Consider the following 17,545-nt stretch of genomic DNA (forward strand, 5'->3'; position numbering starts at 1 on the left):
ATTCGATCCGAATTTCGGCATGCCGAAATCCATCCCGATGAGGGGCCGTGCAGTAGTGGTTTGCCGCCGGTGCGGCTCGAGTGCGTACCGGAGAACCGTTACGGCTCCGTGGCAGCTCGGAGAACATTACGGATCGGCCTGGGCAGTGTCAACCCGTGTCGGCCGTTTGCCTCAGTCGAGGTCGTTCAGCCGTCCGCCGGCGTCGGGTTGGGCCTCCTCCACCCGGCGCAGCACCCGGGTGAGCATCTCGCCGAGAGCGCCCCTCTCCTCGCTCGAGAGGTCCTGGAGCAGGTCCTCCTCGAAGACCGATGCCCGGCGCATTGCCTCCAGCCACTTCTCCCGGCCGTCGGCGGTCAGCTCGACGATGACCCGGACCCGATTGCTCTCATCACGCTCACGGGTGACAAGCCCCTCGTTCACCATGCGGTCGATCCGGTGGGTCATGGCGGCGGGGGTGAGCCCGAGCCGCTTGGCCAGGTCGCCGGGGCCGAGCTGGTACGGGGGGCCGGAGAGGACAAGGGCCTTGAGGACCTCCCACTCGGCGTTGCTGATGCCGAGGGTCGCGGACTGGCGGCCGTAGGCCACGTTCATCCGCCGGTTGAGTCGGCTGAGGGCGCTGACCACCTGCTCCACCTGGGGGTCCAGGTCCTGGAATTCGCGCTGGTAGACCGCGATCTGCTCCTCGAGGCTCAGCAGGTCGTCCGGCTCGGGGGTCTCAGGCATGCCGGGCAGTATGGCACGAAACTCATTGGCGCTGAAGTCCTTCGATGTGTACTCTTAAGCATTGAAGTTTAGCTTCGAAGTCTTCACGCTTCGACTGTCCGTGCTTCATCCCTGTTCATCCGACATCCCTGGGCCCCGTGGGCCCTTTTTCGACCTAGGTAGGTGAGTGTGACCACCGCGATGGGCGCAGCGCTGCGCCGGATCCAGCTGGGCAACGCGCTGAGCGCGTTCGGCAACGGCTTCACAGTTCCGTTCCTCTTCGTCTATGTGGCGCAGGTGCGGGATCTTGGTGCGAATACGGCGGGCCTGGTGCTCGCCACGTTCGCGGTGGCCGCGCTTGTCGTGCTGCCCTTCACCGGTCGGGTGATCGACCGGCGGGGACCGCTGCCTGTTGCCGTCGTGGGTGCGGTCGCCGCCGCCGTCGGATCGATGGGGCTCGGGCTGGCCGCGAGTGAGCCGCTGGTCCTCGCCGCGGCCGGAGTGCTCGGCGCGGGTATGGCGGTGATTCAGCCCGCCCTGGCCACGCTGATCGTGTGGTGCTCCACGACGGTCACCCGCTCGCGCGCGTTCGCCATGCAGTTCTTCCTCAGCAACCTCGGCCTCGGCGTCGGCGGGCTGTTCGGCGGGCTGCTGGTGGACACCTCCGCCCCGTCCAGCTTTGTGCGGCTCTTCGCGATCGACGCGCTGATGTTCCTGGTGCTGGGTGCGGCGGTCGCCACAGTGCGGCTGGCGAAGGCGCCGGTCTTCGAGGACGCGGTGCCGACGGACGAGAGCGTGGACGCCAAGGGCGGCTGGCGCGCCCTGCTCCGCGACCGCGCCATGGTGCAGCTGTGTGCGCTGGGGTTTGTGATGTTCTTCGCCTGCTACGGGCAGTTCGAGTCCGGGCTGGCGGCGTTCGCGGTGGAGGTCGCCCATGTCTCACCGGCGATGCTGGGTGTCGCCCTGGCCGCGAACACGGCGGTCATCGTGCTGGCGCAGTTCGTCGTGCTCAAGCTGGTCGAGCGGCGGCGGCGCAGCCGGGTGATCGCGCTGGTCGGCCTGGTGTGGACGGCCGCGTGGGTCGTCGCCGGAGCCGCCGGGCTGGTCCCGGGGAGCCAGGTGCTGGGCACCGCCGCGATCGTCTCGGCGTTCGCGCTCTTCGGGCTCGGTGAGTCGATGCTGTCGCCCACCGTCGCTCCGCTGGTCGCGGATCTGGCGCCGCCGTCCCTGCTCGGGCAGTACAACTCAGCGTTCTCGCTGGTGAAGCAGCTTGCGCTGGCGGTCGGCCCGGCGGTCGGCGGGCTGATGGCCGGTGCCGGTCTGTACGGGACGTATATCGCGTCGCTGATCCTCTGCTCGCTCGGCGTCACGGTGCTGGGTGTGCGGCTGGGCCGCGCGCTCTCCGCCCGGCAGGACAATCCGCTGCGGATCGTCGCCGGTGCCGCGGTGCCCGCGCCCCGTAAGGAGTCGACCGAGTCGAAGGAGCCGTCCGAGACGGTGGCCGCCGCGGCCTGATGCTCCGGCCGGGCCACGGCCTCGACAGCGCCCTGGTGGGGAGCTCCCCACCAGGGCGCTTCTCGTCCGCCGTCCCTCGCGCTAACCCGTCGGAAGGGCGAATTCGCACCACACCGCCTTGCCGCCGCCCAGTGTGCGGCGGCAGCCCCAGGACGAGGCGATGGTGGCGACGATCGAGATCCCACGCCCGGCCTCGTCCACCGGTTCGGCCCGGCGGCGGCGCGGCAGATGATCATCCCCGTCCGTCACCTCGATGATCAGGCGGCGGTCGGTGCGGCGCAGCCGCAGCCGCATCGGAGGGGTGCCGTGCTGGAGGGAGTTGGCGACCAGCTCGCTGACGGCCAGCACGCCCAGATCGCGCAATTCGGTGGGGAAGCGCCAGCTGGCCAGGACGCCGGAGGCGAAGGCGCGGGCGCGCGGTGCGGCTTCCACCCCGCCGAGCAGCTCCAGCGCCGCGTTGTGGAAGAGCTCCGCGTCATGGCCGGTGCGGGCGGGGTGCTGGAGGACCAGCACCGCCACGTCGTCGTCGTGCTCCGCGGTGATACCCAGCGCCCGGATCAGGCGGTCGCACGTCACCTGGGGTGTGCCGGTCGCCCCCGCGAAGACCCGCTCGAGCGCGGCGACACCGTCGTAGATGTCCTTGTCGCGGCGCTCGACCAGACCGTCGGTGTAGAGGACGGCGCCGGCTCCGGGGCCGAACGGGACGGAGCCGGAGGTGTGCAGCCAGCCTCCGGTGCCGAGCGGTGGGCCGGTCGGCTCGGCGGCGCGGCGCACGGTGCCGTCCGGGTCGCGGACCAGGATCGGCAGATGGCCCGCGGAGGCGTAGACGAGACGGCCCTCATTGGGGTCGTGGACGGCGTAGACGCAGGTGGCGATCTGGTTGGCGTCGATCTCGGCGGCGAGGCCGTCGAGGAGTTGCAGCACCTCGTGCGGGGGCAGGTCCAGCCGGGCGTACGCCCGGACGGCGGTGCGCAGCTGGCCCATGACGGCGGCGGCTCGCACACCGCGGCCCATGACATCGCCGATGACCAGCGCGGTGCGCCCGGCGCCGAGGGTGATGACGTCGTACCAGTCGCCGCCCACGGCGGCTTCCGTGCCGCCCGGCTGATAGGTGGCGGCGATCCTGAGGTCGTCGGGCTGCTCCAGCTCCTGGGGGAGCAGGCTGCGCTGGAGAGTGACGGCGGCCTCGCGCTGGAGCCGCTCGCTGGCGCGCAGCCGCTCCGCGGCCTCGACTTGGTCGGTGACGTCCGCGCCGAAGACGAGGACACCGCGGACGGGGGTCGCCGGGGCGGTGGTCTCCTCGGGAGCGGTGGTCTCCTCCGGGGTGGTGGTGTCGGAGCCGGTCCGGACCACCGCCGGTGTGCCGTCGGCTGGTGCGGCCCCGGTCGGCTGGGCGACCGGCGCCCGGTCGGGGGCGGTGGTGGCCGGGAGCGCCATCTCGATCGGGGAGCAGGTGAAGGTGTAGTAGCCGTGGCGCGACCGCCCGCCGCCGGCCGCCTCCGGCTCGGAGCCCGGCGCGGCGCCGGACTCGGCAGCGGGCACCCGACGGGACTTGACCGTACGGGGCTTGCCGCTGCGCAGGACCTGGTCCATGAGCGTCAGCAGACCCAGCTCCCTCAGCTCGGGCAGGGCCTGGCGGGCAGGCGCGCCGAGCGTGCGGCGGCCGAAGAGGTCGGCATAGGCGTCGTTGGTGTAGGCGATGCGGTGGTCGGGGCCGTAGACGACCGCGACCAGGGCCGGGACCTGGCCGAGCATGTCGTGGACGGACAGTCCGTCGAGGGTCGGGACGGCGGCGGGGGCCTCGGCCTGCGGGGCGGCCACCGCCGCGGGGGACGCTTCGCCGCGCCCCGCGGGCTCGGCGCGTTCGCCCCGGGCCGCGGGGACGGAGCCGCCGCCCGGCGTGGGCGCGGGCTGCGGGCGCCGCGCGCCGCGGTCGGCGCGCGACCCGGTGCGTCGCTGGGTTCGGGGGAGCCGGGCGCTCCAGCGCGTGAAGTTCACTGCGGATTACCTCGCGGGGTGGTGGCTGAGCAGCGCGCCGGCGCGGGATCGGGGAGATGGGTGCGGATACGGGGGACGGCCCCCGGGGGAATGCAGCAAACTTCCGAATCCTCGCGATTGTCACTCTTTGCAGATACGAGCCCACCCATGGTCACACGTCCAGTGTGGCCGACCGGACTGACATCCGTCAGACTCCGATCGTGGGAGGGGAGTTCCCGGCTCCGCTCGCAGGGATCAACTGGCTTCGGGATGGCGACCGGTGTCCGCGGCGAGTTTGAACTCGGCACGCGGGTTCTCCAGCGACCCGAGCGAGACGATCTCCCGTTTGAACAGCCCCGACAGGATCCACTCGGCCAGGACGCGTGCCTTACGGTTGAAGGTCGGCACCCGGCTGAGGTGGTAGACGCGGTGCATGAACCAGGCCGGATAGCCCTTCAGCTTCCGCCCGTAGACATGCGCGACACCTCTGTGGAGACCCAGGGACGCCACCGAGCCGACGTACTTGTGCTCGTAGTCCTGGAGCGGCCGGCCCCGCATGGCGGCGATCAGGTTCTCGGCCAGGACCTTGGCCTGGCGTACGGCGTGCTGCGCGTTGGGGGCGCACTCGGTGCCGGGCTGCTCCGCCGTACGGTCCGGGACGGCCGCCGCGTCCCCGGCCGCCCATGCATGGTCCACACCGTCCACCTGGAGTGTCGCGGTGCAGGTGAGGCGGCCGCGCATGTTCCGCGGCAGATCGGTGGAGGCCAGGATCGGATGCGGTTTGACACCCGCGGTCCACACCAGGGTGCGGGTGGGGAAGCGTGCGCCGTCGCTCAGGACGGCGACACGGTTCTCGCACGAGTCGAGCCGGGTCTCCAGGCGTACGTCGATGTTGCGGCTGCGCAGCTCGCGGACCGCGTACTGGCCCATCTCCTCGCCGACCTCGGGGAGGATCCTTCCGGTGGCCTCCACGAGGATCCACTTCAGATCCTCGGGCGCGATGTTGTGGTAGTAGCGGACGGCGAACCGGGCCATGTCCTCCAGCTCGCCGAGCGCCTCGACGCCCGCGTATCCGCCGCCGACGAACACGAAGGTCAGCGCCGCGTCGCGGACGTCGGGATCCCGGGTCGAGGAGGCGATGTCCAGCTGTTCCAGCACATGGTTGCGCAGGCCGATGGCCTCCTCGACGGTCTTGAAGCCGATGCCGAACTCGGCGAGGCCGGGGACCGGGAGGGCGCGGGAGACGGATCCGGGGGCCAGAACCAGCTCGTCGTAGTGGATCTCGATCGAGCCGGTGCCCTCCTCCTCGGTGGCGAGGGTTCTGACGGTCGCGACGCGTTTGCCGTGGTGGATCGCGGTGGCCTCGCCGATGACGACCTTGCACTCGGGCAGGACACGCCGCAGGGGCACCACAACATGGCGCGGAGAGATGGACCCGGCCGCCGCTTCGGGGAGGAACGGCTGATAGGTCATATACGGCTCGGGGTCGACCACGATGACCTGTACGTCGCCTTGCCTCAGCTCTCGCTTCAGCTTCCGCTGGAGGCGCAGCGCGGTGTACATCCCGACGTAGCCACCGCCGACAACGAGAATGCGCGCAGGTTCCTTCACCCTCCCATGAGGCACGCACAACCGCAGTTTGTCCACAGCCCCGACGAATTGTGTGACCGGAGGGCGGGATGCAACCGGAGGCCGGAATTCGGCTGGGCGTGCGAAAGGTACGCAGGTCAGCACAGGGGCGCGGGGCGGGGCGCGGGCGAAGTGGCAGGAAATGGCGGTTCGCTGCTCCGACCGGGGGGCGGTCTGTCCGGACCTACCCCCTTCTTTCTTGACCGGGGCTCAACTATGTTCGTACTTCGTCGGGGTTGTGACTGCCCCGGCAGACTGGGCGGGGAGTCTCCGGGGGGAGACATCATTACCGGGGGATCACTTATGCACCTTCAGGGTTCGTCATGGTCCACAGCCGTCGCTTCTTCGGACGGGAACGGGGGCCGGAGCACTCCGCTGCGCGTGGATGCGCAGCGCAATCTCGAGCATGTTCTACGCGCGGCGCGCGAGGTCTTCGGGGAGCTGGGATACGGGGCTCCCATGGAGGACGTGGCGCGGCGGGCCCGGGTCGGGGTGGGGACCGTCTACCGGCGGTTCCCCAGCAAGGACGTGCTGGTGCGTCGGATAGCCGAGGAGGAGACGGCCCGGCTGACCGATCAGGCGCGCTCGGCGCTGGGGCAGGAGAACGAGCCGTGGTCCGCGCTGGCCCGGTTCCTGCGCACCTCGGTGGCGTCCGGCGCGGGCCGGCTGCTGCCGCCGCAGGTGCTGCGGGTCGGGGTCGATGTGGAGACCGAGATCCGGGTGCCGCAGCAGCGGCAGGCGGCCTTAGCCACCACGGCCACCACGGCCACCACGGCCACCACCGCGCAGCCGGAGCTGCGGCTGGTCGAGCAGCCACCCGCACCGCGGGGCGAGCCGGACGACGCGGGGGCGGCGGCGCTGCTCGAGGTCGTCGGTCAGCTGGTGGAGCGGGCGCGGGCCGCGGGCGAGCTGCGCCCGGATGTGACGGTCGCGGATGTGCTGCTGGTCATCGCCACGGCGGCGCCCTCGCTGCCGGACGCGGCGCACCAGGCCGCGGCGTCGGCGCGGCTGCTGGACATCCTGCTGGACGGACTGCGGTCGCGCCCTGCCGGGTGATGTGACGCCATGGCCGCCTCGGGTACACGGAGCGGCGGCGCGGCAGGGCCGCGAGGGGTCCACGCGATGCGTCCATCAGGCGGTGCTTCAGGCGTATGACGGCCGGGCGACCGGTGCCCGGCCGTCATACGGGGCGGCGCGATGCGGGGTCGTTCGCGTTGGGGTCCCCGCGTGGGGTCTGCTGTCTGCTCTGTCTGCCGTGGAAATGCCGACTGCCGTGCGCGGTGTGGTCACCGCGTCCGGCGGGAGCGAGGCGGTTCCGGCGGTCGGGGGCCCGCACGGTCTCGCGTTCGCCCATAGGTTTCGGGTTCGTGCGCCACGCCTTCCCCGTACGGGTGAACGTAAGCCTGCGCCGACCGGGAAATTCCGCCGCGCCCGGACCCGGCGGCCGATGGTGTTCCCGGCCGGTGGCCGAAGTGCGCCTCAGCCGGTGACCGGGGCCCGGCCCGGGGCGTCGGAAGGGCTGGTGTCCACGGGGTGGCCGAGGTGGCCCAGGGCATCGTCGAGCAGGGCGACGACCTGCTCGGCGGACAGAGCCGCGCCATCCGCGCGCAGTTCCTCCACCGTCTCCGTGCCCAGCGTCGCGGCGGCCCGTGCCGCGGTCCGGCCGGTCTCCTCCCGTCCCTGCGGTGAGCGCGGCAGCCGGCCGCGCCAGCTGTCGGCCGCTCCCAGCAGCCGTGCGGCGAGTCGTTCCTGTCCGCAGCCGGTCAGGACATCCGCCGCGTGCTCGGTCTGCTGGGCCATCAGCCCCTCCGTGCAATGCGCCTCGGCACCGCGGACCAGGGCGTCGCGCAGCGTACGCAGTCCGCCGGGCAGATCACCCTCCTCCGCGCGGATACGGCCGCCCAGACCACCGGCGACAACCCAGTACTGCGGTGGCGGAGTGCCGCGCTCGGCCCAGTGCATCGCCTTGTCGTAGCAGGTCCTGGCCGCGGCCACATCGCCGAGGATCAGGTGCGTGATGCCACGCAGCAGGTGGTTGAAGGACCGCACATCCACCGAGCCGCAGCGCTCCGCCTCCTCCTCGGAGCGGTCGATCAGCTTGATCGCGCCGTCGAGGTCTCCCTCCTGCACGGCGAGGTCGGCGCGGCGGGTGTAGAGGAACGGCACCTCGGTATGCGCGCCGATCTCACGGGCGAGCCGCTGGGCCTCCTCGTAGGCGGCTCGTGCCTCGGCGAACCGGCCGCGGATGCCGGCCATCTCACCGAATGCGCCCTTCACCTGGGCGAGCATCCAGCGGTCGCCGACGCGGGCGCTCAGTTCGCGCAGCTCGGCCCAGTAGTCATCGGCGTTCTCGAGACCGCCGGGCAGATCGATCGCCACATGGGTGCGGAACATGAGCGTCACACCGAGTGCCCAGTCGTCTCCGTACGCCCGGCAGTTGGACACCACGTCGTCCATCAGCGGCATCACCGCGGCGTGGCCATTGAGGACAAAACCGGCAAACGGCCACAGCATCCCAGGGAAACGGGCGGTCCGGGGGCCGGGGTGGGCGCTGTAGGCGTCGCGGATCCGCTCGGCTCCGAGCCGTGCCTCGTCGTCGTGCATCTCCGGTCCGCGGTACTCGGAGAGCAGGAAGAAGTAGAGCAGCCGCAGGTCCATGAACTGCCAGTAGCGGGTGGCTGCCGCGTCGATGCCGTCCGTGCCGTCGGGGACAGCGACGGGGACGGGGCTCGGGCCCCCGTCCGGAGCCGGTTCGTCCGCGGCGTTCCGCTCGCCCGGGAAGTCCGCGCCGTCCGGGAAGTCCGCGCCGTCCGGGAGGTTCTCCAGGGTCAGGGCGGCATAGGCCCAGGCAGCGCCCTCGTCACGGTAGTTGCGCAGCCACCAGAACCAGCCCAGGGCAAAAAGGATCGCGAAGAGACTGTCCTCGTCGCGCGCGGTCAGAGAACGCTGAAGAGCAGCCCGGATGTTGTCGAGATCGGTCTCGACATGGCGCAGCCATGGCAGTTGTTCGGCCGAGCGCAGACGTGGCTCGGCGGCGCTGACGAAGTCCCGGAACCAGGCGGTGTGACGGGTGAGGGCAGCGGCGTGGTCGGCGCGGGCTGCCGGGTCCTCGACACCCCGCTCAGCCGCGTATTCGTGGATCGTCTCCAGCATGCGGTAGCGGGTCTCGCCCGCCGGGACGGACGGATCGGTGGCCGTCGGGTGCGTGGGGTGGTCGACGACCAGAAGGGACTTGTCGGCCAGCGCCCCGAGCAGTTCCAGAACGTCGTGGGGCGCGATCTTTGCGCGGGGGTGTGTATGGGAGCGCGAGGGGGCGTGTGCGTCGGCGTACGCGCCGATCTCGGAGCCCAGGCCGGTGTCGGCGTCGTGGCCGACGGCGTCGGCGCCGGTGTCGTGCTCGGCGGCGCCGGGCGGCGCGTCCGCGCACACCGCCTCCGCCGCCGCCAGACTCCATCCGCCCGCGAAGACCGAGGCACGGCGCAGCACGGTGCGTTCCCGCTCATCCAGAAGCTCCCAGGACCAGTCGACGACCGCTCTGAGGGTCTGCTGACGCGGCAGGACGGTTCTGCTGCCGCTGGTGAGCAGACGGAAGCGGTCATCGAGCCGGTCGGCGATCTGGCGCGGGGTGAGCAGCCGCAGCCGCGCCGCGGCCAGTTCGATCGCGAGCGGCAGTCCGTCCAGGCGGCGGCAGATCTCGGCGACCGCCTCCGCCGTCGCCGGGTCCGCCGCCGGGTCGAATCCGGGACGTACGCTTCCGGCGCGTTCCACGAACAACTGGTGGGCGGGGATCGGAGGCAGCGGTTCCAGGGGCCGTACGACCTCGCCGGGCACACCCAGCGGCTCACGGCTGGTGGCGAGCACGGTCACGCCCGGGCAGTGCGCGAGCAGGGTCTCGGTGAGCCGCGCCGCGGTGTCGATGACGTGCTCGCAGTTGTCGAGCAGGAGCAGCAGGGTGCGATCGGCGCAGTACTCGACGAGGCGGCCGGTGGGATCCGTTCCGTCCGGACTGCTCGTGCGGCCCTCCAGACCGGAGGCGAGCAGCGCCGTCTCACGGCGGCCGACCGCGCTCAGCACGGCGCCGGGGACGGCCGCGGGGTGGTCGAGGGGAGCGAGTTCGGCCGCCCACACACCGTCCGGGTAGCCGTGCGCCGTGGACGCGGCGATCTCCTCGGACAGCCGGGTCTTACCGGACCCGCCGGGGCCGGTGAGGGTGACAAGCCGTGCGGCGCCCAGGTCCTGGCGCAGGGCGCCGATCTCGCTCTCGCGGCCGACAAAGCTGGTGAGACGGGCCCGGATGTTGCTCTGCGGGGGCGTCGGGGCGGTGTGGCCGGGGGATGGGGCCGACCGCGGGGGTGAGGCGGGCAGCGGGGGTGTGGCGGGCAGCGGGACCTCGGTCTGCCGGTCGGCGCCCGGTGCGTGCTCGGCGTTGCTCGTGACACGGGATTGCCGGGCGCCGGGTCTGCCGTCCGTGAGCAGCAACTGCCGGTGGAGCTCCTTCAGCTCCGCGCCCGGGTCCGTGCCGAGCCGGTCGGCGAGGACCCGGCGCACCTGCTCGTACGCCGTGAGGGCGTCGGCATGGTGACCGCCCGCGCGCAGTGCCCGGATCAGCTGCGCGTGGAACGTTTCGTCCAGCGGGTGGTCCGCGACCAGTTCCCGCAGCTCGGGTATCAGGTCCACGGCATGGCCGAGCGCGAGGTCGGCGTCGATCCGGCGGCGCAGGGCGGTCAGCCGGAGCGCCTCGGGACGGGCGGCGACCGCGTCCCGGTCCGGGAGGTCCGCGAGGGCGGGGCCGCGCCACAGGGCGAGCGCCTGACGGAGGGCGGTGGCGGCCGTACCGGAGTCGTCGGCGTCCAGGGCACGTCCGCCGTCCTGGGTCAGCCGCTCGAAGCGCAGCAGGTCGACGTCGTCGTGGGGGGTGGCCGTGACGAGGCGATAGCCCCCGGGCGAGGAGGCGACGGCGTCCTTGCCGATGGCTCGGCGGAGCCGGCCGACGAGCGCCTGGAGCGCGGCGGGCGCGTCGTGCGGGGGTTCGTCGGCCCACACCTCGTCGATGAGGACGTCGACCGGGACCGGTGCGGAGCGTGCGGCGCGGAGGGCGAGCGCGGCGAGCAGCGCGCGGATCCGCGGACCGCCGAGGGGCAGGGTGTTCCCCTGTGCGTCGCGCGCTTCGCTGGTGCCGAGGATCAGATACCGCACGGGGGCCATTCTCCTAGGTTGCCGATCGCGGAGCGGGATGACGGGCGGGAGCGTGCGCGGGCGATGTGGGGTGGGCCACAGCGTCGCAGCCGCCCGTTGCCCGGACGGGAACGCCGCGACGGCCGCTGAGCCGCTCAACCGCAAGGCCGCCCGGACCGCCCGCACCACCCGTGCCCGCACCTCGCACCCAAACCACCCACCCAACACCCCCGGTCCCCGACCCCGCACCCCAATTACCCGCAGGGCGGGCGGCATCGGCAGCCGGAACGCCGTGGGCCGGGCCCTTGCCCCAGGACACCGCGGGCCGGGGTTGCCGAGGGCCGGGGTTGCCGAGGGCGGCGCCCGCCGCCCGTCACAGGCTCGGTCGCGGCACTCCGCCCGCCACCGCGCGCTGTCGCGGGGCCGCCGTGCCCGTCCAGCAGGTGCCGCGGCGGGAGACCAGCCGCCGCAACCACACCTCGGTGGAGACGAGTTCGGCCAGGCCGTCCAGGGGCAGCCGCTCGCCCTGGGACGCGGCGCGCAGCGCCTTGCGGACGACGCGGGCCTCGATCAGGCCCGCGTCGGCCAGCAGCGGCGCGTCGAAGAGGGCCAGCAGATCGCCGACCCAGGTGCGCATACCGGTGCGTACGGCGGCGGTGTGGGCGGCGTGGGAGGTGGCGCCCCACCCGGTGGGGAGGTCCCGGATGCCGGTTCCGTCGAGGACCGCGCGCAGGACGGCGGCGCGCGCCCCCGGTTGCACTCGAAGCGCTTCGGGGAGCGCGCGGCAGGCCCGTACGACCTGGTTGTCGAGGAAGGGCGCGTGCAGACGCTGGCTGCGGACCTCCGCCGCCTGCTCGAAGACGCGGTGATCCGCGGCGTAGCGGGCGAGAGCGGCGTCGGCGCGGCGCTCCCCCGGGCGGCGCAGCAGGACGGGGCGCACGGCCGCTTCCACCAGCCGGACAGAGACTTCCGCCAGTGCCTCTCCGGTCAGCCAACGGGCCGCGGGGCCGGGGCGGCACCAGGTGAGGGCGGCGAGGGAGGCGGAGACGGCGCCGGGGCCACCGGGCACCTGGTCATCGGTGAAGCGGCGCTCCAGCAGTCGCGCGGCGGCTTCCTCGACGCCCTCCCTATAGGACGTACGGGCCAGCCTGCGCGCCGCGCGGTACACGGTGAACGGGACGAAGAAGGAGTGGGCCGAGGGCCCGTCGGCCTTGGCGAGCGCGGTCGCCGGACGCAACAGATGGCGTCTGCGGCGGTCGAGCAGCAGGTCGGCGAGGCGCGCGGGGTGGGCGTCGAGCACTTGGCGGGCACCATGGCCGACAAAATGGTCGGCGCTGCCCGCGGCGAGCCGGCGCCGGTGGCGTTCGGCGATGACGAGGGAGGGACCGGGCTCGTCGGTGAGCGCGCCGCTGTCGAGCGCGGCGTAGGGCAGGGCTTCCTCGCCCGCGGCGACGACCACATGGTGCAGCCGCGGGTTGGCGGCGATGGTTCCGGCGCGCTCCAACTCCGCCTCACGGACGCGGGCCCCGCCTGCCGTGGCGAGGTCGTTGAAGGTGACGGCCAGGAGGCGTTCGCCCGCCTCGGTGCCGTGTCCGAGCAGAGTGCCGGGCATCCCGGGGAGTCCGGCGGCGAGCAGGGCGAGGGTTGCGGAGGCACTGCCTCCGGACAGATCGGCGCCGATGCCGGGGGCCGGGCCGCCGCGTGCGGCACGGCGTTCGGCCGGGCCCATGCCGGGGACGGGGCCGGGGTCGAGGCCGCCGGTCTCGGGGGCGTGGCGGGGTGCGGTGAGCCGGGCCCGTACCGCCTCCACCAGGGCGTCCCGGACGCCGTCCACGGCCTTGTCCTGGTCGAGTTGGGGCGCGGCGACGGCGAGCGAGGCGGTGGGTTCGTAGCCGGTGACGTCGCGGGCGCCGTCACGCAGGATCAGCGCATGGCCCGGGGGGACGCGTCTGACGCCTCTGTAGGGCGTGCTCTCGCCGACAGCCTCCGGGGAGTCGGGGCAGGCCAGGAGCGCGCCGAGGTGACTGACGTCGAGCTGCGCCTCGATGAGGTCGGCGAGCGGGAGGGCGGCGGTGGCGTAGGCGGTGCCGCCCGCCCAGTCGGTATGGAAGACGGGCCGGGCGCCCGCCAGATCACCGGCGATGGTGACGCGGCGGCCGACCTGGGCGACGGCGGTGTAACTGCCGGGCCAGGCGGTGAGATGGCGCAGGGCGCCGCCGCGGGCGGCGAACAGGCCCACCCGCAGCTCCTCGTCGGAGGCGCCGCAGCAGCCGAAGACGGCGAGCCGGGTGAAGGGGTCGGCCTGGACGACGCGCACCTCGTCGGGGCGCCAGTCGCCGACCGCCCACAGCGGATCGGGGTCGGCCCACAGCAGGTGGGCGCCGACCGGTTGGATCGCACGGCCTTCCGGGGGGACCGGGCCGGATGCGGTACTGCTCCACCCCACCAACCACCGCATCGCCGCCTCCACAGGCTGTGGGCATCCAGGGCAACCAAGAAGTAGGTGCCATCATGCACAGCATGTTGACGGTTTCGGCATCGAACCGGACAACTACGCGGATCTCCTGGATGTCCAGTGACCACGGATGACCGCAGGAATCACCAGGGTTGATCACGCGCGGTGTGCTTCCCATGTCAGGGCCTCCCCCGGCATCCCTGAGGAGTCCATGAGGGAACACCGCCGGTCGCGACGCACCGTTCCGCCGTGGCCCATGCTGCCACGGTTGAGCCGTACAAGAGCGCAAGGACGCCGACGAGTGTGCGAAGGCACGCGAGCGCGAGCGCGGACCCGGTGCGGTGACGAGCGCGCCCCTGGAGTCAATCGCGGCCTCAACTGCCGTCCACGGAAAGCAGCTTCCGGTATGCGGGTCGGTGCGGGACAGGGCCGTCCCGCGTCGGGCCTCCCCCTCCGCGGCCCGACACGGGAAACCCGGTCCGTGGTGGACGTCGTTGACGGGGACGGGTGTTGGCGCGCGATGACGGACCGTGGCGGGTGCTGCTGATGAACACCGGTGGGCATCGATGGGCGCTATTCAGCCAAAGTTGCGATGGCTCTCTCAACGCCCTTGCGGATGCCCTGTACTGACCCGGTCCTTCGTCGCTCACCCTCCACTCGCCCGTCCCGCCGTCGGTCAACACGACAGTCCGGGAGGCGCTGTTCGCCTCCCGGACCAATCCGCCACCCGCGGGGAATGAGGCGGCGGCGTCCCCCAGCCCACTGGATCCAGTACAGCGGGCCGACCCACGCAGGACCCATCGAAACGTCCTGGCCGCGACTGAGACAGAGCGCACACACGGGCGCACAGCCACACACAGCCGGAGCACGCGAACCGCCCTGCACGCCCGTTCGTACAAGAATCTCGCCATCCGGGACACCACCTCTTAACGGTCGGGATGCGGCGAACTACGCTGGGTTTACGAATGCCCCGTGCTTATGCCGGGGCGGCCGTCGGTGCTGTCGAGGGGTGCGCATGTCCAGGGAGCCACGCGGGCCGAACGAAAAGCTCGGCACCGTTCTCGCCCTCGCTGGGATCAGCAATGCCGGGCTCGCGCGCAGAGTCAACGACCTCGGCGCCCAGCGTGGCCTGACGCTTCGCTACGACAAGACGTCCGTGGCGCGGTGGGTGTCCAAGGGCATGGTCCCCCAGGGCGCCGCGCCCCATCTGATTGCTGCTGCGATCGGCAGCAAACTCGGCCGCCCCGTCCCCCTGCACGAGATCGGTCTCGCCGATGCCGATCCGGCTCCCGAAGTGGGGCTCGCCTTCCCGCGCGACATCGGCCAGGCCGTCCGCTCCGCGACCGAGTTGTACCGGCTGGATCTCGCGGGTCGGCGCGGAGGTGTCGGTATCTGGCAGAGTCTGGCCGGTTCCTTCGCCGTCAGCGCATACGCCACACCCGCGTCCCGCTGGCTCATATCTCCCGCCGACAGCTCGGTGGCGCGCGAGCCCGAGGACGCCGAACCCGCGACAAGCACCACCAACGGCGCGAGCACCGAGGCATTACCGCAGCGTGTCGGCCACAGTGATGTCACCAAACTGCGCGAGGCCGCCGAGGACGCGCGCCGCTGGGACTCCAAGTACGGCGGTGGTGACTGGCGTTCGTCCATGGTCCCCGAGTGCCTGCGGGTGGACGCGGCGCCGCTGCTGCTCGGCTCGTACAGCGACGAGGTCGGCCGCTCGCTCTTCGGCGCCACCGCCGAACTGACCCGGCTCGCCGGGTGGATGGCCTTCGACACCGGCCAGCAGGAGGCCGCGCAGCGGTACTACATCCAGGCGCTGCGCCTGGCGCGCGCCGCCGCCGATGTCCCCCTGGGCGGGTATGTCCTGGCGTCCATGAGCCTCCAGGCCACCTACAGGGGCTTCGCCGACGAGGGTGTGGACCTCGCCCAGGCCGCCCTGGAGCGCAATCGCGGTCTGGCCACCGCCCGCACCATGAGCTTCTTCCGCCTCGTCGAGGCCCGTGCCCAGGCCAAGTCCGGCGACGGCCCCGCCTGCGGCGCGGCGCTGAAGTCCGCCGAGGGCTGGCTGGAGCGGGCGCGGGCGGGCGACCCCGACCCCTCCTGGCTCGACTTCTACAGCGCGGAGCGGTTCGCCGCCGACGCCGCCGAGTGCTACCGCGACCTCCGGCTGCCCCGCCAGGTGCGGCGCTTCACCGAGCAGGCACTCGCCCGGCCGACGGAGGAGTTCGTACGCTCCCACGGGCTGCGGCTCGTCGTCTCCGCCGTGGCCGAACTGGAGTCCGGGAACCTGGACGCGGCCTGCGCCGCCGGCGCCCGCGCGGTGGAGGTCGCCAACCGCATCTCCTCCGCCCGCACCACGGAGTACGTACGCGACCTGATGAACCGCCTCGAGGCATTTCGGGACGAACCACGCGTCGCCGAGCTGCGCGAGCAGGCCCGGCCGCTGCTGGTGGCTCCGGCGTGAGCCGTGGCCGGGGCCCTGACAGGGGTTTCCGGCCGATGTCGGTGGCGCAGGTCATGATAGGGATCGACGGTCGGGTGACTGGACGGTGCGGCGTCTGGGGAGGTGCATGACGTGACGGCGTTGGACTGCGACGTACTGGTGATCGGGGGCGGCATCGTCGGCCTGTCGACGGCGTATGCGCTCACGCGTGCCGCGCCCGGCACGCGGGTGACCGTGCTGGAGAAGGAGGCCGGTCCGGCTCGCCACCAGACCGGGCGGAACAGCGGCGTGATCCACAGCGGGATCTACTACCGGCCGGACTCGCTGAAGGCGCGGTTCGCGGTGCGCGGCGCGGCGGAGATGGTGAAGTTCTGCGCCGAGCACGGCATCGCCCATGAGGTGACCGGCAAGCTGATCGTCGCCACCGAGCGGTCGGAGCTGCCCCGGCTGCACGCCCTGGTCCAGCGCGGCCGGGAGAACGGCATTCCGGTGCGCGAGCTGGGCCCCGCCCAGATCACGGAGTACGAGCCGTGGGTGCGCGGTCTGGCGGCGATCCATGTGGGCACCACGGGCGTGTGCGACTTCGCGGCGGTCGCGGCCCGGCTGGCCCGCCTCGCGCGGGACGCGGGCGCCTCGGTGCGGTACGGAGCCGAGGTGCGCACCATCGGGCGGCGCCCCTCGGCGGTCGCGGTGCGCACGGCGGACGGCACGGTGCTGCGCGCCCGCGCCCTGGTCAACTGCGCGGGGCTGCACTGCGACCGGGTCGCCCGGCTGGCCGGTGACGACCCCGGGATGCGGATCGTGCCCTTCCGCGGTGAGTACTACGAGCTGGTGCCCGACCGCGCGTCCCTGGTCAACGGCCTGGTGTACCCCGTACCCGACCCGGCGTTCCCGTTCCTCGGCGTCCATCTCACCCGCGGCATCGACGGCGGCATCCACATCGGGCCCAACGCGGTGCCCGCGCTCGCCCGGGAGGGCTACGCCTGGCACACGGTGCGCCCGGCGGAGCTGGCGGGCACCCTGGCCTATCCGGGCTCCTGGCGGATAGCCCGTCGCCACTGGCGGTACGGAGCGGGTGAGCTGCACCGCTCGCTGTCCAAGCGCGCCTTCACCGACGCCGTCCGCCGGCTGCTGCCGGATGTGACCGCCGACGACCTGACGGAGGCCCCGGCGGGAGTGCGCGCCCAGGCGGTGCTGCGTGACGGCACCCTGGTGGACGACTTCCTGATCTCGGAGTCACCCCGCGTCGTCCATGTGCTCAACGCCCCCTCCCCGGCGGCGACGGCCTCACTGCCGATCGGACGCGAGGTGGCCCGACGGGTGCTGGACACGCTGCGGGCGGGGTGACCGTAGTGACGTAACGGGACCGAGTGCCGCCGTCACTCCCGGAGGGACGACGGGCTGTGGGCTTCCCCACGGCCGGGGCGATGTGATGACGCGCACATGCCGTTCAGGCGCGGTGCGCACACGTGCCGTTCCGGCCCGTGAGGGGTACTCGCCGCGCCCCGACCCCATGGCTGAACGGCCCCGGTGCCCCGGCGCCTGTCGTTGGAGGCCGCGCGGTGTCTGCCAAAGGGGCCGCCCGGCGGCTGCCGGCAGGGGGCCGCGCGGTACCTACCTGCCCCAGGGGGCCGGTCCTCGCGAGC

General features: G+C 72.7%; 9 protein-coding genes. 4 read left to right on the forward strand and 5 right to left on the reverse strand.

Annotation, left to right across the window (positions count from 1 at the left end; genetic code table 11):
- Positions 1 to 171 precede the first annotated feature (171 nt).
- Positions 172 to 723: a MarR family winged helix-turn-helix transcriptional regulator gene (locus JK363_RS04675; RefSeq protein ID WP_201871724.1), complete on the reverse strand. Its 552-nt coding sequence runs from the start codon at positions 721 to 723 to the stop codon at positions 172 to 174.
- A gap of 168 nt (positions 724 to 891) precedes the next feature.
- Between JK363_RS04675 and JK363_RS04680 the strand changes: the two genes are divergently transcribed.
- Positions 892 to 2,217 carry an MFS transporter gene (locus tag JK363_RS04680; RefSeq protein ID WP_201872514.1) on the forward strand — a complete coding sequence of 442 codons (1,326 nt, stop codon included), beginning with the start codon at positions 892 to 894 and terminating at the stop codon, positions 2,215 to 2,217.
- A gap of 81 nt (positions 2,218 to 2,298) precedes the next feature.
- Here JK363_RS04680 and JK363_RS04685 read toward each other — a convergent pair whose 3' ends face one another.
- Positions 2,299 to 4,215 carry an ATP-binding SpoIIE family protein phosphatase gene (locus JK363_RS04685; RefSeq protein WP_201871726.1) on the reverse strand — a complete coding sequence of 639 codons (1,917 nt, stop codon included), beginning with the start codon at positions 4,213 to 4,215 and terminating at the stop codon, positions 2,299 to 2,301.
- Positions 4,216 to 4,449: 234 nt separating this feature from the next.
- Positions 4,450 to 5,757, reverse strand: coding sequence for an NAD(P)/FAD-dependent oxidoreductase (locus tag JK363_RS04690; RefSeq protein WP_236075597.1), 1,308 nt, complete (start codon positions 5,755 to 5,757; stop codon positions 4,450 to 4,452).
- A gap of 369 nt (positions 5,758 to 6,126) precedes the next feature.
- Between JK363_RS04690 and JK363_RS04695 the strand changes: the two genes are divergently transcribed.
- On the forward strand, positions 6,127 to 6,879 hold the full coding sequence (locus JK363_RS04695; protein ID WP_201871730.1) for a TetR/AcrR family transcriptional regulator: 753 nt from the start codon (positions 6,127 to 6,129) through the stop codon (positions 6,877 to 6,879).
- Positions 6,880 to 7,302: 423 nt separating this feature from the next.
- On the opposite strand, the gene JK363_RS04700 is transcribed toward JK363_RS04695, so the two are convergent.
- Together JK363_RS04700 and JK363_RS04705 are read right to left on the reverse strand one after the other, a co-directional pair.
- Positions 7,303 to 11,019 (reverse strand): AfsR/SARP family transcriptional regulator, encoded by a 3,717-nt coding sequence (locus JK363_RS04700; RefSeq protein ID WP_307821640.1) that lies wholly within the window; start codon positions 11,017 to 11,019, stop codon positions 7,303 to 7,305.
- A 352-nt stretch (positions 11,020 to 11,371) separates the two neighbouring features.
- Positions 11,372 to 13,456 carry an asparagine synthase-related protein gene (locus JK363_RS04705; protein WP_201871732.1) on the reverse strand — a complete coding sequence of 695 codons (2,085 nt, stop codon included), beginning with the start codon at positions 13,454 to 13,456 and terminating at the stop codon, positions 11,372 to 11,374.
- A 1,012-nt stretch (positions 13,457 to 14,468) separates the two neighbouring features.
- Here JK363_RS04705 and JK363_RS04710 point away from each other — a divergent pair.
- A complete protein-coding gene (locus JK363_RS04710) occupies positions 14,469 to 15,920 on the forward strand; it encodes an NsdA family TPR-like regulatory protein (RefSeq protein WP_201871733.1) in 1,452 nt (483 codons plus the stop codon).
- 111 nt (positions 15,921 to 16,031) lie between these two features.
- Entirely contained in the window at positions 16,032 to 17,246 is a 1,215-nt protein-coding gene (gene lhgD / locus JK363_RS04715; RefSeq protein ID WP_201871734.1) for an L-2-hydroxyglutarate dehydrogenase, read from the forward strand.
- The last annotated feature ends 299 nt before the right edge of the window (positions 17,247 to 17,545 follow it).

It is taken from the genome of Streptomyces coffeae, from assembly GCF_016741875.1.
GTDB lineage: Bacteria > Actinomycetota > Actinomycetes > Streptomycetales > Streptomycetaceae > Streptomyces > Streptomyces coffeae.